The organism is Chryseobacterium sp. CY350, from assembly GCF_027945075.1.
Lineage (GTDB): Bacteria > Bacteroidota > Bacteroidia > Flavobacteriales > Weeksellaceae > Chryseobacterium.
This window is the reverse complement of record NZ_CP116034.1, coordinates 2,055,150-2,079,468: the sequence shown is the minus strand read 5'-3', so window position 1 is coordinate 2,079,468 and position 24,319 is coordinate 2,055,150. Positions and strand designations below refer to the sequence as shown.

Below are 24,319 nucleotides of genomic sequence, written 5' to 3'. Positions count from 1 at the left end.
GGTCGCTGACCGTTACATCATTCCCGGCATTCCACCTCCCATTGGCATAGCAGGTTCTGCGCTTTTAATTTCAGTGATCACACACTCAGTAGTTAATAGCATTCCAGAAACTGAAGCTGCGTTTTCAAGGGCAACTCTTGTTACTTTCGTAGGGTCGATGATTCCTGCTTCAAGCATGTTTACATACTCGTCAGTTTTAGCGTTGTATCCGAAGTCTCCGTTACCTTCAGCAACTTTAGCTACGATTACAGAACCTTCACCTCCTGCATTGGCAACGATTTGTCTCAATGGCTCTTCGATCGCTCTTTTTACGATTTTAATACCAGTAGTTTCGTCAGCATTGATTCCTTCAAGATTCGCCAAAGCAGAGATTGCTCTTACAAAAGCAACACCACCACCAGCAACGATACCTTCTTCAACAGCTGCTCTCGTAGCGTTTAATGCATCGTCAACTCTGTCTTTTTTCTCTTTCATTTCAACTTCCGAAGCGGCACCTACGTAAAGTACGGCAACACCACCAGCTAATTTAGCCAATCTCTCCTGTAGTTTTTCTCTGTCGTAGTCAGAAGTAGTCGTTTCCATCTGAGCTTTGATCTGGTTTACTCTACCTTTGATCTTGCTTTCTTCACCACCACCGTTTACAACAGTTGTGTTGTCTTTGTCGATCGATACTTTTTCAGCAGTTCCCAACATATCCAGAGATACGTTTTCCATTGTGAAACCTTGCTCTTCAGAAATTACCTGTCCACCAGTTAGGATCGCGATATCTTCCAACATTGCTTTTCTTCTGTCACCAAATCCTGGAGCTTTTACTGCAGCAATTTTAAGAGAACCTCTTAATTTGTTTACTACCAAAGTTGCCAAAGCCTCACCTTCAACTTCTTCAGAAATAATCAATAAAGATTTTCCGCTTTGTGCGATAGGCTCAAGAACAGGAAGCAATTCTTTCATTGAAGAGATTTTTTTCTCAACTAAAAGAATGTAAGGGTTTTCCAATTCAACGGTCATTTTTTCAGGGTTCGTTACGAAATATGGAGACTGGTATCCTCTGTCAAACTGCATCCCTTCTACAACGTCTACCGTTGTATCGATACCTTTAGCTTCCTCTACAGTGATTACACCTTCTTTACCTACTTTTCCGAAAGCTTCAGCGATCAAAGATCCGATTGTTTCGTCGTTGTTTGCAGAAACTGAAGCAACCTGCTTCACCATTTCTGTAGAATCACCAACTTGTTTAGACTGCTCTTTTAGGTTAGCAACAACAGCAGTTACTGCTTTGTCGATTCCTCTTTTCAAGTCCATTGGGTTTGCACCTGCAGCTACATTCTTAAGACCTTCTCTTACGATAGCCTGTGCTAAAACAGTAGCGGTAGTAGTACCGTCTCCTGCAATATCATTAGTTTTGGAAGCAACTTCTTTTACCATTTGCGCTCCCATGTTTTCTACTCTGTCTTCAAGTTCGATTTCTTTTGCTACAGAAACACCATCTTTAGTAACGTGAGGTGCACCGAAAGATTTTTCGATTACTACGTTTCTACCTTTTGGTCCTAAAGTTACTTTTACTGCATTAGCCAATGCATCAACCCCTCTTTTTAGAGCGTCTCTTGACTCGATATCGAATTTTATTTCTTTTGCCATTTTATTTTTTGCTTTTGGCGAATTGCTGTTGGCTTTTGGCTCCGGCAATTCGCAAGTTTATATTTTTAATTTATTCTAAGCTTGTTCCAAAGGCTTACAAGCTTCTTTTTTAATGTTGTTAATTCTCCTAAATGATTCTGATAATCTATTTCATTAATGTACCCTAAATCTTTAGCAAGAAGCAATTGGTTTTCAGCTTCATTTGATGACCCTAATGCTATGTTGATAAAATTGGCAAATTCCTTGTCAGAATTTCTGCCGCTTCCTTCTGAAATATTATATCCAATTGAAGCAAATGATCTTCTGATTTGAGAGGTTAATCCAAAAATTTCTTCTTTAGGAAAACTTTTAGTTGAAGTATAAATTTTTAAAGTTAATTGATGACTTAATTGCCAAACTTCAAATTTTTTAAAATCTCTCATGCTAATTTATATGCATTAATGCCAAAAGCTATTAGCCAAAAGCCAGAAGCAATTTTATCCAATTACTCCTAAAAGATCTCCTTCTTTTACAATTAAGAAATCTTTTCCGTCTAATTTTAATTCGGAACCAGAATATTTTCCATAAAGAACTTTGTCACCTACCTGTACAGTTGTAGGCTCATCTTTTTTTCCCGGACCTACTGCTACTACTGTACCTTCCTGAGGTTTTTCTTTTGCAGTGTCTGGAATAATAATACCTGAAGCTGTTTTAGTTTCTGCAGCGATGGGCTCAATAAGCACTCTGTCTGCTAAGGGTTTAAAGTTTACTGACATAATATTTTTATTTTTTAATTATTTCTGATTCGTAAATCTCTAAATCTATGCCAATGAACTGTAAGTAGAGTTTTGGCAGATTTTTTATGAAAGATGTGAAATTTTGGCACTTTTTTAATTTTGAATATCAGAAAATTGTATATTTGAATTTAAAATATAAATGATGAATTACAAAGTTTTACTTAGTGTACTGTGTCCGCTCATGTTCAATTCTCAAGTCGGGATCAACACAGATAATCCAAAAGGCATTTTTCATATCGATGGTGAAAAAGATAATGCAACAACTCCAACTCTTATACAGCAACTCAATGATTTTACTGTAAAGCAAGATGGTAAGGTAGGGATTGGAACAACAACTCCAACGGAATTATTAACAATGATAGGTCAAGGAGATGCAGATATTGATATCGCTATGTTTTCGGGAACCAATACGATTCAGTCGATCGCCTACCATAATATGATGTTTGGCGGTACGCCTGCTCTTCCTACACTTGTGGGAAATGGAAGATCAATCGCAGCTTTCGAAGGGTATGCTTACAATGTTTTTGCTACAGCACCAAATTTGTTGGGATCGATGGTGGTAAGAACAGGAAGATCTGGCGGTGGCGAGATTTGGTTTGGGACTTCGCCAAGCAATGCAAGCAATTACGCAGATCATTATAACAGTTCGATTGATAATAATGGAAATTTCGGTATCGGAGTAGATCCTTCTTTGAGAACTGCAAAAACCAAGCTTGAAGTGAACGGAGTTATAAGTTCAACTCCTCAAACGTTATCAGCTAACGGAGACCTTATTACAAGTACTGTCGTTAATGTAAACCCTGCGAATAATGATGATGATTTTATCTTGCCGAGCCCGATTGCTATGCCGGGAGCAATTATTTTCATAAGAAACATTTCCGATGTACGTACTGCTGAGATTAAAACTCCGGTTGGAAGTATATTTAATGCCTCAAGTACATTTGGTGCTAATAATTTCTATATGGTTGGTCTGAATAATGATTCTACCAAAACAAAAACAGTGATGTTTATCAGTGACGGTTCAAACTGGACGGTCTTTAAACCAAGCAATTAATTTAACCTTAAAAAAAATTCGCAGAAATTTCTGCGAATTTTTTTATTTTTTTACCTGCATCGGGTTTACTCTTCCGTTTGCACCGCCTCGTACGGCACCATCTTGTTTCTGTTTAAAGACCTGGAATTTTGAAGTCTCTGAACTGCCGCCGTCATTACTCCAGAAATTGTTTGACGTATCAATGTCTGCCGTTTCTTTCATTGGATCAAGCTGAATAGATTTAAGTTTTTTATCAAAATAGAAGGTCTTAGAAACTTTACTTTCATTGTGTCTCCAGATCTGTGCAGAAGATTTATCTTTTAATTTTGTTCCGTCTTCGAATGTAAATTCAAGAATAACGGGCATTACCAAACCTCCTTTGTTGACGAAATCTATTTGATAAGCCGTCATATTTTTTAATTTTTCCTGATCCTTTTTATCTAAAGAGCTGCTTCCTTCAGTTTTAAAGGTATATTCTTTATTGACATCCACTTTTTCCTGTCCTCTGTCATAACGGTAGTAAAAATCCTGAAGATCTTTATCTTTTTCCACTTCGAACGAAATGGTTTTATCTTCTCTGTTTCTAATTTTAGAAATATCTTCAAACTCATTCTGAATAGGTTTTTCTACTTTGTATTTGATTTCTCCAGCTTCTTTTGATGCGTTGAAATCTGGTGTTGCCATAGTAACTTTATCGATGGCAATATCCACAGGATCGGTTCCGTAAAACCAACCTCTCCAAAACCAATCAAGGTCTTCACCACTTGCATCTTCCATTGTTCTGAAAAAATCTGCAGGTTCAGGATGCTTAAATGCCCATCTTTTCGAATACGTTTTAAAAGCTTTATCGAAAAGTTCTCTTCCCATGATGGTTTCACGAAGAATATTTAAGCCTGTTGCAGGTTTTGCGTAAGCATTCGGACCAAACTGAATAATGTTTTCAGAATTACTCATAATTGGTTCCAGCTGGTCTTTCGGAAGTTTCATATAATCAGTGATCGTCCATGCCGGACCCCGTTTTGATGGAAATTTATTGTCCCATTTTTCTTCCGTGAGATATTCTGTGAATGTATTTAAACCTTCATCCATCCAGCTCCATTGTCTTTCGTCTGAGTTGATGATCATCGGGAAAAAATTGTGTCCCACTTCATGAATAATAACGCCGATCATTCCGTTTTTTGTTCCTTCAGAGTAGGTACCGTCTTTTTCTGTTCTTCCGAAGTTGAAACAGATCATCGGATATTCCATTCCATTGGCTGCTTCTACAGATTGTGCAACAGGATAAGGATAAGGAATTGTGAATTCTGAATATGTTTTAATCGTATGTGCAACTGCTTTTGTTGAGAATTTTCTATAAAGACCATAAGCTTCTTTCGGGTAAAAGCTCATTGCCATCACCTTATTATTGTTCTCAGGAATTGTAACGCCCATAGCATCCCAGACAAATTTTCTTGAAGCCGTCCATGCAAAATCTCTCACATCTTTCGCTTCAAAAACCCATGTTTTTCTCTGTTTTGAATGATTTTTCTCTGCTTTTTTAGCTTCATCCAAAGTTACGATCTCAACGGGTTCGTTAGAAGTCTGAGCCTTTTTATATCTCGATAATTGTTCAGAAGTTAATACCTGTTCGTAATTTTTGCATTCTCCGGTACCGCCAATCACATGATCAGCCGGAACGTTCATAGAAACTTTATAATTTCCAAAAACTAAGGCAAATTCACCCCGTCCTGTGAACTGATGATTCTGCCACCCTTGAAAATCGCTGTATACGCACATTCTTGGGAACCATTGTGTGATTGTGTATAGGTCGTTTCCATCTTCAGCAAAGTTTTCGTAACCGCCACGACCACCCATTTTCATACGGTTTGGAATATTGTAATTCCATTCAATTTTAAAGATAAATTTTTCTCCTTTTTTCAGAACTTTAGGCAAGTCAATACGCATCATTGTTTTATTGACCGTATATTTCAAAGGATTTCCCGAAGCGTCTGTAACTTTCTCAAGATTAACACCGTAGCCGTTATCTTTTGCTGGTAAATCAGAAGTTTTAAGCTGTTGATCATTTAAAGATTTCGGTAGAGTAGAAGAAGACGGATAATCTGCTTTTTTTACGCTCGACTGTTGATTTTCATCTAACTGAAGCCAGATGTAATCTAAATCATCCGGCGAATTATTATGATACGTAACTGTTTCCGAACCCTTTAAATTCCTTTTGTCTTCATCAAGATACGCCATGATGTCGTAATCAGCCCTGTTTTGCCAATACGCCTGTCCGGGAGATCCTGATGCAGCTCTGTAAACATTGGGTGTCGGTAAAATTGTTCCCAGCTGTTCAAACCTGTTTCCGTGGTTACTACCGGGATTGTTTTGAATATTTTGAGCCGACAAGCCCATATATAGAAATACCGAAAGTGCAGTTACTTTTAGTTTCATGTAAATAAAAATTAAGAATTTTCAAATATAATAATAAGTATTTGAAAATTTAGAAATGTTTCAGAGGTAGATTTGATTATTTATGAATTATAAATGGTAAAGGTTGCATAGGAAATTGAAGAGAGTATGAAAGATTCGTAAAAAGAGAACGTTTTTAATGTTCTTGCTATGTCAAGTGATATTCTCGCAGTGTAACTTTATATTTCTGTTAGGTAAAGTAATATTTTTACGATGATGAGTAATATTCTTTCGATGTCAAGTTATATTCTCGTAATGTCATTCTATATTATTGAAATGTAAAGTAATATTCTCACGATGTAATTTTATATTGGCACGATGGCGAGTTCTGTTCTTGCGGTGTAAAAGATTATTTTTCAGAGAATACTTCTAAATCGAGTACCAAATTTATAAAAGTAAAACAGCAAATTTTACAAGTTCAAATCAATTTTGACGTTTTTAATTTTAAAAAGGAATTCTTTCCAAAGTCATTTTTAATGATAAAGCGAAAACTCCTGAAGAAACAAATAAAATCCAGTCTTTTTTATTGACTTTGAATAAATTTAGTAAAATAAAAAGAACAATCAAAATTGCAAAAACAATCACGATTTGTCCCAATTCTAATCCTATATTAAAACCCAAAAGCGGAACAGCGATACTCTGGCTTTTTGCGATCATTACTCTTGCTGTATTGGCGAAACCCAGCCCGTGAATCAGTCCGAAAAATAAGGCAAGGTAGTAATGCGTTTTATCCTGCGTCTGTTTTTTATTTTTCATTAAAATATTTCCAAAAGCCGTCAAAACAATCGTCAGCGGAATCAAAAATTCAATCCAATCGGACGGCAATCTTACAATATCTAAAATACTTAATGCTAAAGTAACGGAATGTCCGATGGTAAATGCGGTTACCAAAATCAGAATTTTTTTCCATTCTTTAAATGAATAAATGGCAATCAATGCCAAAACAAAAAGCTGATGATCTAGCGCATCCAACGAAATAATATGTTCCCAACCGAGTTTTAAGTAAAATAAAAAGTCCTGCATTTTTCAATATTTTTTTTGGAAATGCGATGATACAAAATTTATTTTAACTTTGTTGAAAATTGAATGTAATGATTGTCAATATAGAATTAGAAAACGGGGAGGATTTTACTTTTATCAAACAGATTATAGAAAAGATAAAAGGTGTGAAGTCTGTTTCTGTAGAAGAGGAGGAATGTTATGAAGATGGTACACCAAAATGGTTCATTGATAAAATCGCAGATTATGCAGACCGCCTTGAAGAAAAAGATATGATTTCTGAGCAAGAGTTTTTTAAATATGTCGATGATGAAATATGCAGATTGAATTCTCAGAAATAGCTAAAAAAACTTTAGGTAATCAGATTGCATTTCTTGAAAAAATCTGGACAGGTAAGGAAATGGTGAGCTTTCTTCAAGATATAAGAAAAGTTTCGGATGATTTGTTACAAGGTAAATTTAAAATGTATCAAAAATATTCTAAAGATATTCGTTCAGCACTTATCGGAAAAAATCATGTAAGAATGTTTTTCAAAAAGGAAAATAAAGATAAAATTATCATACTCCTTTTCTTCGATATGCGACAAGATCCACAAAAAATAAACGAGCTTTTAAAATGAAAAAAATATTTTTTGTCTTCATATTTTCTCTGATTTTCTCATCCTTCACCAGAGATAAACATCCTTATCACGTAGGTTCTGTGGAAATCAACTACAATTCGAAATCAAAAACATTTGAAATTACAGGACGTTTTTTTCTTGATGATCTGGAAAACAGCTTAAGCGAAAAATATAAAAAACCTTTTCATTTTAATGATACCAATTATAAAGCACAACTCAATATGGCTTTGAAAAACTATTGTGCAGAATATTTAAAACTAAAAACCAATAATCAATTGTTGAAAGTTAATTATGTCGGTTACGAAGAAGATAACGAGTCTGTAAATGTTTTTCTGGAATCTGATGCAGTTGCTAATCCCAAAAAAGTTGAGGCTGCGGTGAGTTTTCTCTATAATTTATTTGATGATCAAATCAACATTGTGCATATCATCGTCGATGGTAATCGTAAAACCGAAAAACTGTTTTATCCTAACAGATATCTATTTCAGCAATTTTAGTCTGATACTATTTTTGAAGTTGCAAAAGAGCATTTTCAGCTTTAGCGTGTGCCAAGAGATCTGGAAAAAAATCGTCATAGCATTTCTGCAAAATATCTTTATTATCCAAAAAAGCCTCAAATACGGGAATGTCTTTTTCAAGATATTTGGCCTTATTTAAAACATTTGTCATGCTAAATTTAATATTCTGATCGTGACGGTAATTGTACAGCCAGTTGTCCTGTTCCATTCTTGTAAGCATGTTTCTGAAATTAGCGGGAAGATATTGGTAGTTTTCATGAAGCACCCGATATACTTTCAACGAATGTTCTTTCCACTCTTTTAATGAATTTAGCTGCAAATCGTTGGCGACAAAATAATCCAAAGAAACATCTACAAAGGCTCCGGCATATAACCTTACAAGCGGACTAAAAACTTTTTTTGCCTCATGAATTGCGGGATGAGAATCTGTAAAAGTATCAACCGCTCTGTGTAAAGTAATACCGTCCTGAATGTCTTTAGGAAAAGAATATCGGTCTTTGTTTCGAATGAAATCTTCCAGAAATTGCCCGACAATTTGTCCGTCATTGAAGGTGAGAAAAGAATGCGCAAGAAAGTTCATACTGCAAGTTAAGGTATAAAATTATATCCTCCGAATAATTTTTAAACGATTCGGAGGATTTAATTTTTATCAATTGAAAACTATTTAATTATAAATTTTTTACTGCCGATCAAAGAATTTTTATCAGAATATATGTTTAGAAAATATTGTCCGGAAGATAATCCGCGGAGATTAATAGTTTTTTTATCAGAGGTAAGAACGATCTGGCCTAAAGGATTGATGACCTTAAAGGTGTATTTTTCATCATTTTTAATCCAAATATTGATCTCGTCTTTTGCAGGATTTGGAAAAATTGTAAAATCATTCACTTCTTTGTAAAAACTTTCCGTAGTTGATAAAAGAGAAGAAGGTGTAAATTGTGAAACGACGCACGCAAATCGTGAAAAACCAAAAGCTTCATTGGAAGGATTGGGGTTTCCAATGGCAATTCCTGTAGGTTCAGAATTGTAATTTACATTGGGATTTGCCCATCTGTTGATTCTTGAACATCCAATTCCTGCTGCAGCGCATTCGTCATTGTATGCCATAATGGTTCTCCAGCGTTGAGAATTGGTGCTTGAAGTGCCTAAAGTAACCGCAGTCTGGTTGCTGTAACCATGATGGTTGCTGCAAGGAGCTGTTGACTGGCTTACAAACCAATCGTGATTAAGTCCCATATTATGACCCATCTCGTGAGCAAGAGTATAGTTGGATACTACGCAACTGTAAATGGAAACTGTAAAAGCAGAGTTTGCCGAATAATTAGTAGGATTAGAATTCAAATACCCAAGTCCGCAAGTGTTTGTAGGCGTTGAGGTTACAAGTGCGCAAAGATCTGCGCCATAAGTTGATCTTAATGTGTGTACATCATCCATTATACCATCATTACTATTTCTAAAACTTGCAAGATCTGTATTGATATTTCCTGTTTCTGTGTATAAAATTTCGCCTGCGTAAACTAAATTGATAGTAACATTTGATACGCCTGAATTGAGTAGCGCTGTATTAAAATTGGTAATAGCTGTTGCGATCATTGAGTTGCTTTGGGCTATACCTCCCCACGAAAGTCTCGCTGCCGAGGTATAAACCACCAAAACATCAATGGTGGTCGCTGCACATACAGGCGTGTTGTCTAAGCATATATTAGCATTTACTTTCTGACTGATCGAAGATTCGTTTAAAATAAAATCATTTTTAGAATCCTGATTGATAAGATGAGCTTCATTCACAACAGAAACTGCAAAAACACCATTGTCTGTTTGATGAAAAATGATTTTCTCACCTTCTCCTGAAGCGTACATTCCGGTGATGATATTATCGAACTTAGAAAAAACCAGTTCAGATTTTGGTTCATGTTCGATTATGTATGTAGAAGATTCACTTTTGTTACTGTACGAAAATTCTTTTGAAAATTTTGCTTTTATTACTCTATTATCGGGCAATACAACTTCTATATCAGATTTTAAATCAAAAGAAGATTGCGAATAATATTTTGTCAGAATATAATTTGAAGCAAGGCTACTACTAATTTTTTGTATTGTACTGAGACTGTTATTATTGATCGGATTCTGAAAAATCTTAGTCTGTGCCATCAAAAAAGTCACAAAGAACAGGAAAAGACAAGTTAATTGGGTTTTCATAATCAATAGTGGTTATATAGTAATAAAAACACAAATGTATACAAAAAACCTTAAAGATTTAATATTATATAGAGTTAAAACAGCCGTTCATGAAAATCTTCAACCTTACTTACTTCTTCAATCTTGATTCCGAATTTTTTCTTCGGAAGTTTATTTAAATTTGAAATAAAAATTTTTTCATAGCCTAATTTTTCAGCTTCAGTTATTCTTTGTTCTGCTTGTGCAATCGGCCGAATTTCTCCGCTTAAACCGATTTCTCCTGCAAAGCAATAATGTTCTGAAATCGCAATATCTTCATTTGATGAAAGAATAGATGCGACAACCGCCAAATCCAAAGCAGGATCATCGGTTTTTATTCCTCCGGTAATATTTAAGAAAACATCTTTTGCGCCGAGTTGAAAACCTGCTCTTTTTTCAAGAACCGCCAAAAGCATGTTTAGTCTTTTAGAATCGAAACCAGTAGAGCTTCTTTGTGGAGTTCCGTAAACTGCGGTACTTACCAAAGCCTGAATTTCCAGAAGCATTGGTCGGTTTCCTTCTAAAGTTACTGCGACAGAATTTCCGGAAAGTTCTTCGAATTTTTTAGTGATTAAAATTTCTGAAGGGTTTTTTATTTCCTTTAAACCTTGCGATACCATTTCGTAAATTCCGATTTCCGCGGTTGATCCGAAACGGTTTTTATTGGCTCTCAATAATCTGAAAAGGTGATTTCTGTCTCCGTCAAAATTCAAAACTACATCGACCATATGTTCCAAAACTTTCGGACCGGCAATTTGTCCGTCTTTTGTAATGTGACCGACTAGGAAGACAGGAACATTATATTCTTTAGCATATTTAATGATTTCATTAGAACATTCACGGATTTGCGAAACCGTTCCCGGTGAACTTTCGATAAGCTGTGACTGCAGAGTTTGAATAGAATCAATAATGACAAAATCCGGCTCCAATTTTTTAGCTTCGTGAAGAATTTTTTCTAATGAAGTTTCGGTGTACAGAAAACAGTTTGGGTTTTTCACATCAGCCAATCGGTCGGCTCTCATTTTGATCTGAGAAGCACTTTCTTCACCGGAAACATAGAAAACTTTTTTCTTCATCTTTAATGCAAGCTGAAGAAGTAGAGTAGATTTCCCGATTCCCGGTTCTCCACCGATCAATGTGACCGAACCTAACACAATTCCGCCTCCCAAAACACGGTTGAGTTCATCGGAAGGAGTTTTGATACGAGGTTCTTCAATTGCTTCAACTTCAATGATGTTGATGACGCTTTGTTTGGTTTTTGAAGGAGATAAACTTTTTTTCGGAGTTTTTTCTACAATTTCTTCTACCAAAGTATTCCATTCGCCACAGTTTTTACACTGTCCCATCCATTGTGAATACTGCGATCCGCAGTTTTGACAGAAATATGCTGTTCTCAGTTTTGCCATGCTGTAAAATTAAAAAAATAATATGTTAATTTTCACATCTTATCATAGGTCAATGTTTCGAAATGAAACTATCTGTAGATTTGCAGTATAAATTTTTAAGAAAATGAAAAAATTAATACTAAGTTTTGTTTTTGCTTTTGTAAGCATGATCAGTTTTGCACAATCTACTTGGACTGTAGATCCTATGCATTCATCTGTAAATTTCAATATCAAGCACATGGGAATCAGTTTTGTGCAAGGTAGATTTGATAAATTTGACGGAAAAGTTTCTACTCCGGGAGCGACTTTAGATAATGCAAAATTTAACTTTTCAGTACAAACTGAATCTATCAATACAGGAGTTGAGCCAAGAGATAAGCATTTGAAAAGTGCAGATTTCTTTGATGCTGAAAAATTCCCGACAATGAAGTTTGAAAGCACTTCTTTAGTTATAGGAAAAAACAATGCTTATATTTTAAAAGGTAAACTGACTGTAAAAGATGTTACAAAAGAAGTAAGTATTCCGGTAACCTTCGGTGGGGTTACAAAAAACCAACAGGGAAAAGATGTTGCAGGTTTGCAGGCAAAATTTACAGTTAACCGTTTAGATTACAATATTAAATATGATCCTACAGGAGCAGGTGTTGCTAAAGATGTTGAGATTGTATTGTTTTTTGAATTAGTGAAATAATAATTTTCATATATATAATTTGGTTTAGTAAAGGTTTCTCAATTTGGGAAACCTTTTTATTATATACTGTGGTGACTTCGGGAACTTCAGTCACCGACTTTTGACAAGATAATTTTTCATTTCATATCAATTATTGCAATTTAAAAGCATAACATAATTGCTTTGCTTTTGTTTTTCCCCTAACTTTGCACAAACCTAATCTAATGAGTAAAAAGAATACAAAGTACATCTTTGTGACAGGAGGTGTAACTTCATCTTTGGGAAAGGGAATCGTTTCTGCTTCTCTGGGACTATTGCTAAAATCACGCGGATTTAATGTAACGATTCAAAAACTTGATCCTTACATCAATATCGACCCGGGAACGCTGAATCCTTATGAACATGGAGAATGTTACGTGACCGAAGATGGTGCTGAAACGGATCTGGATTTAGGACATTACGAGCGTTATCTAGACTCTCCGACTTCTCAAAATAACAACGTTACCACAGGAAAAATCTACCAGACTGTAATCGAAAAAGAAAGAAAAGGAGACTTTCTTGGGAAAACAGTTCAGGTGATCCCTCATATTACCAACGAAATCAAACGAAGAATTAAAATTCTTTCTAAACAGAACTACGATATCATCATTACTGAGATCGGTGGAACTGTGGGAGATATTGAATCCTTACCTTACATTGAAACCGTTCGTCAGTTGAAATGGGAATTAGGTGAGAAAAATTCTATGGTGATTCACCTTACTTTATTACCATATTTGGCTTCAAGTGGAGAATTAAAAACAAAACCTTCTCAGCATTCTGTACGTCAGTTGATGGAAAGCGGAATTATGGCAGATGTTTTGGTTTGCCGTACAGAACATAAAATTCCAAAAGATCAGAGAGCAAAATTGGCTCAGTTCTGTAACGTTTCTTTAGACAATGTGATCGAATGTAAAGATTTGGAAACAATCTATGAGGTTCCGATGTATCTGCAAAAGCAGAATTTTGACGACGTTGTTCTTAAAGAATTAGATCTGAAAAGCGACAAAGAAGCAGACCTTAAAGACTGGAAAACCTTTCTTAAAAAATTCCAAAATCCGAAAAGAACAGTAGAGATCGCTTTGGTTGGAAAATATATTTCTCTTCAGGATTCTTATATTTCAATTGCTGAAGCTTTCAAGCATGCAGGTGCAGATATTGAGACAGAAGTAAAAATCAGATGGGTTTATAGTGGTGATTTAACCAAAGAAAATATTGAAGAAAGCTTAGCGGGAGTTTGTGGGATCTTGGTAGCACCAGGTTTTGGCGACAGAGGTATTGAGGGGAAAATTCTTACGGCTCAGTATGCAAGAGAAAACAAAGTTCCGATGTTGGGAATTTGCTTGGGAATGCAGATCATGACTATAGAATTTGCGAGAAATGTTTTAGGTTATACCAAATCTAATTCAATGGAATTTGATACGTCAACAGAACATCCTGTAATTTCATTAATGGAAGAACAGAAAAATGTAGTAGATAAAGGAGGTACAATGCGTCTTGGAGCGTGGAAATGTGCTGTGAAAAACGGTTCAAAACTTTATGAAATCTACGGAAGCAAAAATATTTCTGAAAGACACCGTCACAGATATGAATTTAATAGTGAATATATTCAGGAATTTGAGAAAAACGGTTTCTTAGCAACTGGTACAAACCCGGAAACAGGTTTGGTAGAAGCATTAGAAATGCCGGATCACCCATTCTACGTTGGTGTACAATATCACCCGGAATACAAAAGTACGGTTGCAACACCGCATCCTTTGTTCAGAGCTTTTATTAAGGCATGTGAGAAACAGATAAAGTAATTATAAAATTACAGACGTCATATATAATATCTAAACTCAGGTTGATTTTTGTCAGTCTGAGTTTATTATATAGTAACATATTATAGTATAGAGTTTTGATAAAAAAACAGTATTTTTGTCGACTCAAAAAGCATGGCATTGCTATGTTTAAATTTAAAAATTTTAATTAAAATAAAATGCAACAGAACAACGGACTCGATAAAAGCCAGATTATTAGTTTTGCAGTTTTATGTTTGGTACTCTTCGGATTTATGTTTTATTTCCAGAATAAACAGCAGGAAGAAGACGCCGTAAAAGCACAACAGCAGAAAACCGAGCAGGCAAAAAATCCTGTAAAACCAACTCCGGCAGCCAATATCAATCCCAATGTAACTCCAAATTCAATTCAGACTGCAAATTTGGCCAACAAACAATTGAAACTTGAGTTTTCAAGCTTAGGGGGGCAGGTTTCTAAAGTAGAGCTCGTAGAATATAAAGCTTATGACCGTAAAACCGACACTGCAGATCTTCCGCTTAATCTGATCACTAAAAATAACTCAAACTACGGTTTTCAGTTTAAAGATAAAACGGGCAAAACAATCAATACTAAAGATTTGGTTTTCTCGCCGGTTGTTGCAGGAAATGTGGTGACTATGACTGCCAATTATAATGGAGCAGTCATTCAGTTTGTTTATACATTGTTAGATAAATACAGATTAGATTACAAAGTGAGAACTCAAGGTCTTGCTAAAGTGACTTCAGATAACAAAGCAGATTTTATCTGGGATTATCAGGTTAGAAACCTTGAAAAAGGTAGAGCACAGGAACAGTCTCACTCAGAATTCTCTTATGCGTTTAATAATTATGAAGATTATGAATATGACGGGAGAACAACAATGGAAGAGGAAAAAGAAACGCTTAACTGGATTGGTGTAAAACAGCAGTTTTTCGCTTCTGTAATTGAATCTAAAAATGGTTTTACTCAAAGCAAAGGAAATCAGGAAGCTTTTGAAGAAGGAGAATATCTGAAAAAACTGAATTACGAAGGTTTTGTTCAAATGACAGGTAATGAACTGAATCAGGATTTTACCTGGTATTTCATGCCATTAGATTTACCATTATTAAAATCTTACGATAAGAATTTTGACGAAATTTTACCGTTAGGCTGGTCATTCATCGGAGGAATGAACCGTTATTTCTTCATGCCGATGTATAACCTGATTGCATCTTGGGGAATCACCGCAGGTTGGGTTATTTTCTTAATGACAATCATTGTTAAATTGATCTTATCGCCAATTATGTACAAACAGCATAAATTGAGTGCGATGATGAAAGTAATTCGTCCGGAAATTGACGAGGCTACTGCGAAATTCAAGGATGCAGATCCTATGAAGAAGCAACAGGCAACAATGGAAATCTATCGGAAAGCAGGTGTAAATCAGATGGCGGGTTGTTTACCGGCTTTGGTACAGATTCCTATTTTCTATGCATTGTTTAGATTCTTCCCGAACTTTATTGATTTGAGAGGGCAAGGATTCTGGTTTGCAAAAGATTTGACGGCTTATGATGACTTGATTAAATTACCATTTAAAATACCTTTCTTGGGAGATCATTTAAGTGTGTTTGCGATTGCGTGTACAATTGTGATCTTAATTTATACAGTAATGACTTCAGGAAATGTGCAGCAGCCACAACAGGAAGGTATGCCAAATATGAAAGTATTGATGTATATTTTCCCGATTACATTCTTATTCTTCCTGAATACTTCAGCATCAGGTTTATCTTGGTATTATTTTGTGTCGAATGCGATTAACATTTTGATTATTCTAGTCATAAAATATGTGATCTTGGATGAAAAGAAAATTCATGCGCAAATTCAGGCTAATAAAGAAAAACCAAAAGCAGAAGGAAAGTTCCAGAAGAGAATGAGAGAAATGATGGAAAAGGCTCAGGAACAGCAGAAAACGCAGGAGCAGACGAGAGGTAAAAAGAAATAAATAATATATAACAAAAAAGAGAAGTAAATATTGCTTCTCTTTTTTATTTAGAATCATTTTAAATTTAAAATGTTAAAGCTTTTAATATAATAATTCATATTTCATTCTAGTTAATCATATTTCAACCTGAAAGATTGCCTGTGATATTTTGTTGAACCATGCTTTATCAGGGCTTCCTGATGCTTTTTTGTTGCATATCCGTAATTAGTATTCCATCCGTACTCGGGATGTTCCTCATGCAACTGAATCATTAACTGATCTCGATAATTTTTAGCTAAAATAGAAGCTGCGGCAATCGACAAAATTTTTGAATCTCCTTTAATAATACATTGATGAGGAATAAAATTATAAGGGTGAAATCTGTTTCCATCAACAAGAATCAACTCCGGGCGTACCGTTAAATTATCTAGTGCCTGATGCATCGCATGAATACTGGCATTCAATATATTATGTTCATCAATAAACTCTGAAGGGAGTTCGGCAATTGCATAACTTTTGACATTCTCTTTAATATATAAATCGAGTGCTGTTCTCGTCTTAAAGTTCAGTTTTTTAGAATCATTTACTAATCTTTGCTCGAAACTTTCATCAAGAATAACCGCCGCCGCAACAACAGGCCCGCTCAAGCATCCTCTTCCAACTTCGTCGCAACCAGCTTCTATATAAAAATTTGACCATTTTTTTAGTAATTCCATAAAAATTAACAATTTATAATCTTCAAAAGTAGAAAAAATATTGATACTATGAAATGAATAACAATTTTTTATCTTTTTAACAGTTTTTTAAGAAAAAGTTTCACAACTTTGTTAACACAAAATTAATGTATAAATATGAAGAAATTGACAGCAGGTGTGCTAATTATAGTACTATCTTCTTCTCTTGTCGTTGTTAATGCACAAGACACGAAGAATGATACCGTTAGAACGCAAGAGATTCAAGAAGTTGTGGTAACTGCTTTAGGGATCAAAAGAGAAAAGAAAGCGTTAGGTTATGCGGCCCAAGAGATTAAAGGAGATATTATATCTGATGCTGGACAAACAAATGCCGTAAGTGCATTGTCCGGAAATGTTGCAGGTGTACAGGTTACTGCACCAAGTACAATGGGAGGGTCTACCAGAATTACCATGAGAGGAATTAGCTCTATTTCAGGTGAAAATAGGCCATTAATAGTTGTCGACGGTGTGCCATTAGACAATTCTAATGTGAACAGCACAGACACCCAGAGAGGTGCGGGAGGTAGAGATTATGGTGACGCATCTTTTGACATAAATCCGGACGATATTGAAACTGTAACAGTATTGAAAGGAGGCCCAGCTGCGGCACTATATGGTTCCAGAGCTGGAAACGGAGCAATTATTTATACCACAAAGTCTGCAAAAAAAGGCAGAACAGATATTCAACTAAACTCTGGTCTAGCATTCGAAAGCATTTACATTCGTCCAAAATTACAGAATCAGTATGGTGGTGGATATTCTGATAAATTACCCACAGCAACTATTAATGGAGAGACATATAATATTCAGGAATATGAGACGGATGCGTCATGGGGTCCTAAATATGATGCCAACCTCATGTATCTTCCTTGGTATGCTTTTGATCCTGAATTTTCAAATGATTATCTCAAGCCAGTACCATTTGTTGCACCTAAAAATGATGTAGATTCTTTCTTTAATACAGGAGTAACTTATACAAATAATGTGTCAGTTGCCAAATCATTTGGCGATACGAATGTAAGAATGTCGTATACCAATACCAATATTTCCGGTATTGTTCCAACGTCTAAGATTAAAAAAGATAATTTTAGTTTAAATATGAATTCTAAGCTTTCTGAAAAGTTGAAGGCTGATGCTATTTTTAATTATGTTCACACAGAGGGCTTCAATAGACCAGAAGTTGGGTATGGCGATAACTCCGTGGCACAGAAATTTTATCATTTTGGTCAGAGAAATCTTGACTTTGAAAAGCTGAAAGACTATAAATTAGCTGATGGTTCGCAACGAACGTGGAATAGAACTGCCTTTGATGATGCAACGCCTCTTTATTCCGATAATCCTTATTGGACAATATATGAAAATACTTCAGCGGATTCTAGACACAGATTTTTTGGTAATGCGGGTCTTACTTATAATTTTACAGATCATTTCTTTGTGGTAGGTAAAGTTTATGGTGATGTTTATACGCAAACTATAAGCTCAAGAGTTGCCGTAGGTTCGCAAGCTGTATCTAATTATTCTATACAGAAAAGAAATGTGTCTGAGTTTAATTATGAAGGTAGAGCGCATTATAATAATAATTTTGGAGAATTTAGTGTAAATACATTTGCTGGTTTCAACATTAGAGATAACAAAACAAGCCTTTTGGATGGTACAACTGTTGGAGGACTTATAATTCCTGGATTGTATAATTTAGCAAATGGGGTTGAAAATTCTTTAGCAACAAACGCAGACAGTCACGCTTCAGTTAAAAGTATATTTGCTTCAGCTTCGCTGGGATATAAGGATATGTTTTTCGTAGAAGCAACCGGCAGAAATGACTGGTATTCGATGCTTAATGATAGCGGGTTTTATCCATCAGTGACAGGAAGTTTTGTGTTTTCTAATGCACTAAAAGCAGATTGGTTATCCTTTGGTAAAGTTAGAGCAGGATGGTCAAGCATTGCACAAGGAGGGACGCCATATGTTAGAGGGACCTATATTGACATAAGATCACCATTTAATGGATCACCGCAATATTCTAACCCGAATGTGGCAGGAGAACGTGACTTATCACCAGAACTTAAGATCACAAAGGAAATTGGTATTGAAGCGAGATTTTTCAAAAACAGAGTGGGATTAGATGTAACTTACTACGATACAAAATCAAAAGATTTTATCATCGCAGTCCCTGTTGACCCAGCATCAGGCTACCTCTTTAAAAGTATTAATGCTGGAGAGATGACTAATAAGGGTATAGAGGCAATGGTAACAGTTGTTCCCGTTAAGACAGACAACTTTTCTTGGGATATCGCATGGAATTTTGCAAGGAATCGAAACAAGTTAATTAATCTATATGGAAATCTTCAGAATTTAGTGCTAACAAACGCTCCTTTCAGAGCTCAGTTAGTTGCTCAAGTCGGCGAATCGTATGGTAGTATAATGGGAACGGATTATGTGTACGATGCTCAAGGTAATAAAGTAGTTGATGAGAACGGATTTTATAAGGCTTCTGAAATTCAATCTTTAGGTTCGATACTCCCAAAATATAATATGGGATTCAGAAATACATTGAGATATAAGACATTAAGTTTGTCTTTCTTAATTGATATTCAAGAAGGAGGTAAATATTTTTCTACAACAAACATGTGGGGTATGTACTCTGGAATGTTAGAAGAATCTGCTCTAGGTGGAAACAGAGAAGCTGGTGTTGTCCTTGCGGGAGTGAAAGAAGATGGTACTCCTAACGATATATTATTGGATGCTCCAACCTGGGGTGGTACTTATTATAACACTGTTGATGCTCAAAATGTTTTTGATGCAAGTTATATTAAACTAAGAGATATTACTCTTGGCTATGATTTACCTAAGTCTCTTATTGGAAATGTTTTCCAAGGTGTAAGGGTTTCTGCATTTGCAAGAAACTTATTTGCTTGGAATCTTTCAAATAAAGGTATTGATCCCGAAAATACATCTTATGGTTCTGGGAATATTCAAGGTCTTGAAGGAGGTTCTTTACCATCTACAAGAACTTATGGGGTAAATGTTAATTTTAAATTTTAATGAAAATGAAAAAAATAGTTTTAATATTATCGGTTGTTGCAACAACTTTTACTTTCAATAGTTGTTCAGATCAATTTGATGAAATAGATATCAATCCAAATTCGACAGAACAAGCACTAACTTATGGTTTATTCAATAGTGCCAATAAAGAATTAATGGACAATACAAGAGACCAATGGCAATCTGCAAGAATTACTTTACCATGGGTGCAATATTCAGCCCAGAGAGCATATACAGAAGAAGATAGGTATCAATATAGACTATCTACTGGTGTATCTTTATGGAGCTTTTCATACAGAGTAGCACAGGATTATAAGTCAATAATTGACTTGAATAATGATCCTGCAACTAGTGTGCAAATGGCGAAATACGGTCCAAAGCAAAATCAAATAGCAGCTTCTCGAGTAATGCTTTCTTACGTATTCTTAACGTTAGCAGATTCATTCGGAGATATCCCTTATTATTCGTATGGCAATAAAGATGCAGATTTCCAGGCACTAAATGTAAATGGGCAACTACAACCAAAATTTGCAAGCCAGCAAAAAGTATATGCAGATATTTTAAAAGAGCTGAAGGAGGCTTCAGAAATGCTCGATGAGAACGAAGTAGTTTTCACCCAAGGTGACGTTCTTTTTGGGTCCGGTGAAAAATTAAAGAAATTTGCGAATTCTTTAAGACTTAGAGTCGCGACACGTGTAAAAGGAGTTGTTCCAGGAGCTGAAGCACATATTCAAGATGCAATTGCATCTGGTGTAATGACATCTAATGCTGATAATGTGGGTGTGGGTTATGAAAATAACCTAATCAATCCTGCCCCATTATTCAATGATTTTAGAACTAGATCTGATTTTGCAATTTCTAAAACATTTGTTGATTTACTTAAAGGTAACTCAGGTAATTTTGATCTAGATCCAAGATTGTTCAAATTTGCTACTCCTAAAGGAACTCCAAAAGCTACAATTTTAGATGGAAGTGCCCCTGAATCAACGAATCCAGCGGACTTCAATGGAATGCCTTATGGAATTCCTAGCTCATTGGCTCCGAGTCAGGCTTCATCCTCCAACTTCTTTAGCAAGAATATTCTCAAACCTGATTACACGGAGATATTAATGGAATATTCTGAAGTTCAATTTCTTTTAGCAGAAGCAAACGGATGGTCGCAAACGAACTATGTAAATGGTGTTAGAGCCTCTATGCAAAGATGGGGTGTTGCAACTGCAGATATAGATGCTTATATAGCTTCTCTTCCAGCTGCTACAAAGGAGAATGTGTTGACTCAAAAATACATTACATTATTCATGCAACCTTATGAAGCTTGGTCTGAGTATCGAAGAACAGGTTATCCAAACACTTTATTATTACCTGGACAAACTGGCACGTTGAATGTAGAAACTGATGGACAAACGACCTATACATTCACATCGCTGATAGCGGGTCTTACAGATTTACCAACTAGATTATTTTACCCAACTTCAGTTCAAACATTGAATACAGCAAATTATCAGGCTGCTTCAACTGCAATAGGAGGTGATAAAATGAATACCAAACTTATCTGGGATACTAATTAATTAAGCATCCAATCTTATAAAAAAACCGCCTCTCGGCGGTTTTTTTATTTCCGTATATTTGTACTTCAAATTAGAATAATGAATATTAAACATATCATAGAACAAAAGCTGGAAAATGTTATTCTAAACGTTTATCAGTTAAAAGATATAAAACTAGAAATCCAGGAGAATAAAACTGAGTTTGAAGGCGATTTTACAATCGTTACTTTTCCTTTGGTGAAACAGCTGAAAAAAAATCCTGAAAGTATCGGGGTAGAATTGGGTGAGGCTTTAACACAGCAAACAGAACTGCTGGAAAGCTTCAAAGTAATTAAAGGGTTTTTAAATGTAAAAGTTAAGAATCATTTTTTTATAGATCAATTTCAGACCGTTGCTGATCAGTTTTCGAATATTGAAAAGAAAAACGAAACCGTAATGGTGGAATATTCTTCCCCAAATACCAATAAGCCACTTCATTTAGGTCACGTAAGAAATAATCTTTTAGGTTTTTCTGTAGCTCAGATTCTTGAGGAAGCAGGTTACGATGTAATCAAAAGTCAGATTATCAACGATAGAGGAATTCACATCTGTAAATCGATGTTGGCTTGGGAGAAATTCGGTAAAGGAGAAACGCCGGAAACTGATCAAGTAAAAGGTGATAAATTTGTTGGGAATTATTATGTGAAATTTGATCAGGAATATAAAAAAGAAATTTCTGAACTTCTTGAGCAGGGTCTTTCTGAAGATCAAGCAAAAAAAGAGGCTCCCCTGATGAAAGAAGCTCAACAAATGCTTCTCGACTGGGAAAATGGTGACGAAAAAGTAAGAAATCTCTGGACTGAAATGAACTCTTGGGTTTACAAAGGTTTCGGTGAGACTTATAAAAGATTAGGAGTTGATTTTGATCAGGTTCAGTATGAAAGCAATACGTATATTTTAGGAAAAGACCTTATTCAGGAAGGTTTGGATAAAGGTGTTTTGTATCAGAAAGAAGATGGCTCGGTTTGGTGTGATTTGACTGATGAAGGTTTAGATCAGAAACTTTTGCTGCGTTCTGACGGAACTTCTGTCTACATGACTCAAGATTTGGGAACGGCAGTTGAGCGTTTTAAAGAAAATAATCTACAGAAATTAATCTACACAGTAGGAAACGAGCAGGATTATCATTTCCAGGTTTTATTTAAAATCTTAGGGAAACTAGGATATGAATGGGCAGATCAGTTATTCCATTTATCGTATGGAATGGTGGAACTACCAAACGGGAAAATGAAATCTCGTGAAGGAACTGTGGTTGACGCAGATGAATTGATGCAGGATATGTTTGATATTGCTAAATTTAAATCTGAAGAATTAGGAAAATTAGAACATTTTACAGATGAAGAAAAAAATCTCAACTACGAAAGAATAGGGATAGGAGCTTTAAAATATTTTATGCTGAAGGTAGATCCTAAAAAGAAAATGCTTTTCAATCCTGAAGAAAGCATTGATTTTAATGGAAATACAGGGCCTTTTATTCTGTACACATTTGCACGTATTCAATCTTTGCTGGCAAAAGCTGATTTTGTCCAGAGACAAACTGAAGCTATCGATCTCAGTCAATCTGAAAAGGAGTTAATCATGCAGCTTTCCAATTACAAACCTACGGTTGTAAGAGCTGCAGAAAGTTTAAGTCCTGCCTTGGTAGCTAATTATTTATATGATTTAGTGAAGTCGTACAACTCATTTTATCAGAATAATCCAATCTTAATTCAGGAAGATGAAAATATAAAACAGTACCGACTCAACTTGTCTAATTTGACTGGAAAAACTATACAGAAATCCCTTCAATTGCTCGGAATACAAACCGTTAACAGAATGTAAGCAAAAGCCTCTCAGCATCTCTGAGAGGCTTTTTTATTTTAAGTTTTATTCACCTTCATCTCATCATTTTTGAGCTGACTGTCGCGATATAATTTTGCGCTGCTCCATTTGGCATGTTTTGAAGGAGCAATTTTGTATCCTCGCTTATAGGTATAAACTTTTGTGAATTCGGCTCCAAAGAAAATCATCATACAGGAATAATTGATCCAAAGCATTACCAAGATGATTGTCCCGGCGGTTCCAAATGCAGATGTAGGTTTAAATTCACTGAAATATAGACTTAAGAAAAACTTGCCTAACGTAAATAATGCTGAAGTTAATATTGCTCCTTTCCAAACTGATTTCCAACTAATTTCTACATCTGGAAGTACTTTAAACATCAATGCAAAAAGCAAAACCGTAATCGCAAATCCTACCGTGAAGTTGATTATTTCTACAATATAATATGTTTCCAAACCGAAATATCTTGTAATGAAATTATTCAAAATACTGATGAGTAATGTTAAAACCATGGTAATCATCAGTAAAAAACCTAATATTAAGATCATTCCGAGAGAATTGGCGCGGTCTAATAAAAATTTAACCAAAGCTTTCTTTGGTGCAGCTTCTACATCCCAAAGATTGTTCAAAGATTTCTGCAACTGGAAAAAGAGGGTAGTAGAACCAAATATTAAAGAACCAATACCTACAATTTTCATAAAAATATTTTCCTTATCAATTAATGCTCCGGCTATCATCTCTTCTACACTTTTAGCAGCTTCAGTACCCATCATACCACTGATTTGGGTACTTATCTGTCCACGGATCGCTTCTTCCCCAAAAAAATATCCTGCAAGCCAGATGATGATAATTAGTAAACCGGGAATTGAAAATATTGCGTAATACGCCAAACTTGCTGAATCGTTTGATGCGCTCGAATTATTCCATTCTTTAAATGTTTCTCTGACGGTTTCCCAGAAAAATTTTAGTTCTTTTAGCATAGATTTAATATTAGTAGATGTGATTTAATTGGTGATAATTACTCTTAAAAGATAAAA

At 35.3% G+C, this 24,319-nt stretch carries 20 protein-coding genes; 10 read left to right on the top strand and 10 right to left on the bottom strand.

What is annotated here, in order from left to right:
* Nucleotides 1-12: 12 nt before the first annotated feature.
* The 3 genes from groL to PGH12_RS09515 all read right to left on the bottom strand — a co-directional run bounded on the left by groL (nt 13) and on the right by PGH12_RS09515 (nt 2,393).
* Nucleotides 13-1,638, bottom strand: coding sequence for a chaperonin GroEL (gene groL / locus PGH12_RS09525; RefSeq protein ID WP_267599780.1), 1,626 nt, complete (start codon nt 1,636-1,638; stop codon nt 13-15).
* Between the two features lie 65 nt (nt 1,639-1,703).
* Nucleotides 1,704-2,060 carry a four helix bundle protein gene (locus PGH12_RS09520; protein ID WP_267599575.1) on the bottom strand — a complete coding sequence of 119 codons (357 nt, stop codon included), beginning with the start codon at nt 2,058-2,060 and terminating at the stop codon, nt 1,704-1,706.
* 54 nt (nt 2,061-2,114) lie between these two features.
* The gene (locus PGH12_RS09515; RefSeq protein ID WP_034723531.1) at nt 2,115-2,393 is read right to left on the bottom strand and encodes a co-chaperone GroES; all 279 of its coding nucleotides are present in this window, start codon (nt 2,391-2,393) and stop codon (nt 2,115-2,117) included.
* A 163-nt stretch (nt 2,394-2,556) separates the two neighbouring features.
* Between PGH12_RS09515 and PGH12_RS09510 the strand changes: the two genes are divergently transcribed.
* Nucleotides 2,557-3,468 carry a hypothetical protein gene (locus tag PGH12_RS09510; RefSeq protein WP_267599580.1) on the top strand — a complete coding sequence of 304 codons (912 nt, stop codon included), beginning with the start codon at nt 2,557-2,559 and terminating at the stop codon, nt 3,466-3,468.
* A 42-nt stretch (nt 3,469-3,510) separates the two neighbouring features.
* On the opposite strand, the gene PGH12_RS09505 is transcribed toward PGH12_RS09510, so the two are convergent.
* Together PGH12_RS09505 and PGH12_RS09500 are read right to left on the bottom strand one after the other, a co-directional pair.
* Complete coding sequence (locus PGH12_RS09505) at nt 3,511-5,880, bottom strand: M1 family metallopeptidase (RefSeq protein ID WP_267599581.1); 2,370 nt, start codon at nt 5,878-5,880, stop codon at nt 3,511-3,513.
* 462 nt (nt 5,881-6,342) lie between these two features.
* The gene (locus PGH12_RS09500; protein WP_267599583.1) at nt 6,343-6,921 is read right to left on the bottom strand and encodes a HupE/UreJ family protein; all 579 of its coding nucleotides are present in this window, start codon (nt 6,919-6,921) and stop codon (nt 6,343-6,345) included.
* Between the two features lie 68 nt (nt 6,922-6,989).
* Here PGH12_RS09500 and PGH12_RS09495 point away from each other — a divergent pair, with 68 nt between their 5' ends.
* Genes PGH12_RS09495 through PGH12_RS09485 form a run of 3 tightly spaced genes read left to right on the top strand, consistent with a single transcriptional unit; the run spans nt 6,990 to nt 8,013 of the window.
* Nucleotides 6,990-7,238 carry a hypothetical protein gene (locus PGH12_RS09495; protein WP_267599585.1) on the top strand — a complete coding sequence of 83 codons (249 nt, stop codon included), beginning with the start codon at nt 6,990-6,992 and terminating at the stop codon, nt 7,236-7,238.
* Nucleotides 7,214-7,516 carry a hypothetical protein gene (locus PGH12_RS09490; protein ID WP_267599587.1) on the top strand — a complete coding sequence of 101 codons (303 nt, stop codon included), beginning with the start codon at nt 7,214-7,216 and terminating at the stop codon, nt 7,514-7,516. The genes PGH12_RS09495 and PGH12_RS09490 overlap by 25 nt, the downstream gene beginning before the upstream one ends.
* Entirely contained in the window at nt 7,513-8,013 is a 501-nt protein-coding gene (locus tag PGH12_RS09485; protein WP_267599588.1) for a DUF6702 family protein, read from the top strand. Before PGH12_RS09490 ends, PGH12_RS09485 begins: the two co-directional genes overlap by 4 nt.
* A 7-nt stretch (nt 8,014-8,020) precedes the next feature.
* Here the strand turns inward: PGH12_RS09485 and PGH12_RS09480 are convergent, their stop codons facing one another.
* The 3 genes from PGH12_RS09480 to radA all read right to left on the bottom strand — a co-directional run bounded on the left by PGH12_RS09480 (nt 8,021) and on the right by radA (nt 11,657).
* Nucleotides 8,021-8,614, bottom strand: a complete 594-nt coding sequence (locus tag PGH12_RS09480) for an acyl carrier protein phosphodiesterase (protein WP_267599590.1) — start codon at nt 8,612-8,614, stop codon at nt 8,021-8,023.
* An 80-nt stretch (nt 8,615-8,694) separates the two neighbouring features.
* Nucleotides 8,695-10,233 carry a zinc-dependent metalloprotease gene (locus PGH12_RS09475; protein WP_267599592.1) on the bottom strand — a complete coding sequence of 513 codons (1,539 nt, stop codon included), beginning with the start codon at nt 10,231-10,233 and terminating at the stop codon, nt 8,695-8,697.
* 74 nt (nt 10,234-10,307) lie between these two features.
* Entirely contained in the window at nt 10,308-11,657 is a 1,350-nt protein-coding gene (gene radA, locus PGH12_RS09470) for a DNA repair protein RadA (RefSeq protein WP_267599594.1), read from the bottom strand.
* A gap of 103 nt (nt 11,658-11,760) precedes the next feature.
* Between radA and PGH12_RS09465 the strand changes: the two genes are divergently transcribed.
* The 3 genes from PGH12_RS09465 (at nt 11,761) to yidC (ending at nt 16,120) form a co-directional block, all read left to right on the top strand.
* Nucleotides 11,761-12,327, top strand: a complete 567-nt coding sequence (locus PGH12_RS09465) for a YceI family protein (protein ID WP_267599595.1) — start codon at nt 11,761-11,763, stop codon at nt 12,325-12,327.
* A gap of 203 nt (nt 12,328-12,530) precedes the next feature.
* Entirely contained in the window at nt 12,531-14,144 is a 1,614-nt protein-coding gene (pyrG, locus tag PGH12_RS09460; protein ID WP_267599596.1) for a CTP synthase, read from the top strand.
* Between the two features lie 176 nt (nt 14,145-14,320).
* The gene (yidC, locus tag PGH12_RS09455; RefSeq protein ID WP_267599597.1) at nt 14,321-16,120 is read left to right on the top strand and encodes a membrane protein insertase YidC; all 1,800 of its coding nucleotides are present in this window, start codon (nt 14,321-14,323) and stop codon (nt 16,118-16,120) included.
* Nucleotides 16,121-16,230: 110 nt separating this feature from the next.
* Here yidC and rnhB read toward each other — a convergent pair whose 3' ends face one another.
* Nucleotides 16,231-16,815, bottom strand: coding sequence for a ribonuclease HII (gene rnhB, locus PGH12_RS09450; protein ID WP_267599598.1), 585 nt, complete (start codon nt 16,813-16,815; stop codon nt 16,231-16,233).
* Between the two features lie 135 nt (nt 16,816-16,950).
* Here rnhB and PGH12_RS09445 point away from each other — a divergent pair, with 135 nt between their 5' ends.
* The 3 genes from PGH12_RS09445 to argS all read left to right on the top strand — a co-directional run bounded on the left by PGH12_RS09445 (nt 16,951) and on the right by argS (nt 23,282).
* On the top strand, nt 16,951-19,875 hold the full coding sequence (locus tag PGH12_RS09445; protein ID WP_267599599.1) for a SusC/RagA family TonB-linked outer membrane protein: 2,925 nt from the start codon (nt 16,951-16,953) through the stop codon (nt 19,873-19,875).
* Between the two features lie 5 nt (nt 19,876-19,880).
* Nucleotides 19,881-21,443 carry a SusD/RagB family nutrient-binding outer membrane lipoprotein gene (locus PGH12_RS09440; RefSeq protein WP_267599600.1) on the top strand — a complete coding sequence of 521 codons (1,563 nt, stop codon included), beginning with the start codon at nt 19,881-19,883 and terminating at the stop codon, nt 21,441-21,443.
* A gap of 78 nt (nt 21,444-21,521) precedes the next feature.
* Nucleotides 21,522-23,282, top strand: coding sequence for an arginine--tRNA ligase (argS, locus tag PGH12_RS09435; RefSeq protein WP_267599601.1), 1,761 nt, complete (start codon nt 21,522-21,524; stop codon nt 23,280-23,282).
* Nucleotides 23,283-23,320: 38 nt separating this feature from the next.
* Here the strand turns inward: argS and PGH12_RS09430 are convergent, their stop codons facing one another.
* Nucleotides 23,321-24,262 carry a YihY/virulence factor BrkB family protein gene (locus PGH12_RS09430; protein WP_267599602.1) on the bottom strand — a complete coding sequence of 314 codons (942 nt, stop codon included), beginning with the start codon at nt 24,260-24,262 and terminating at the stop codon, nt 23,321-23,323.
* Nucleotides 24,263-24,319 lie beyond the last annotated feature (57 nt).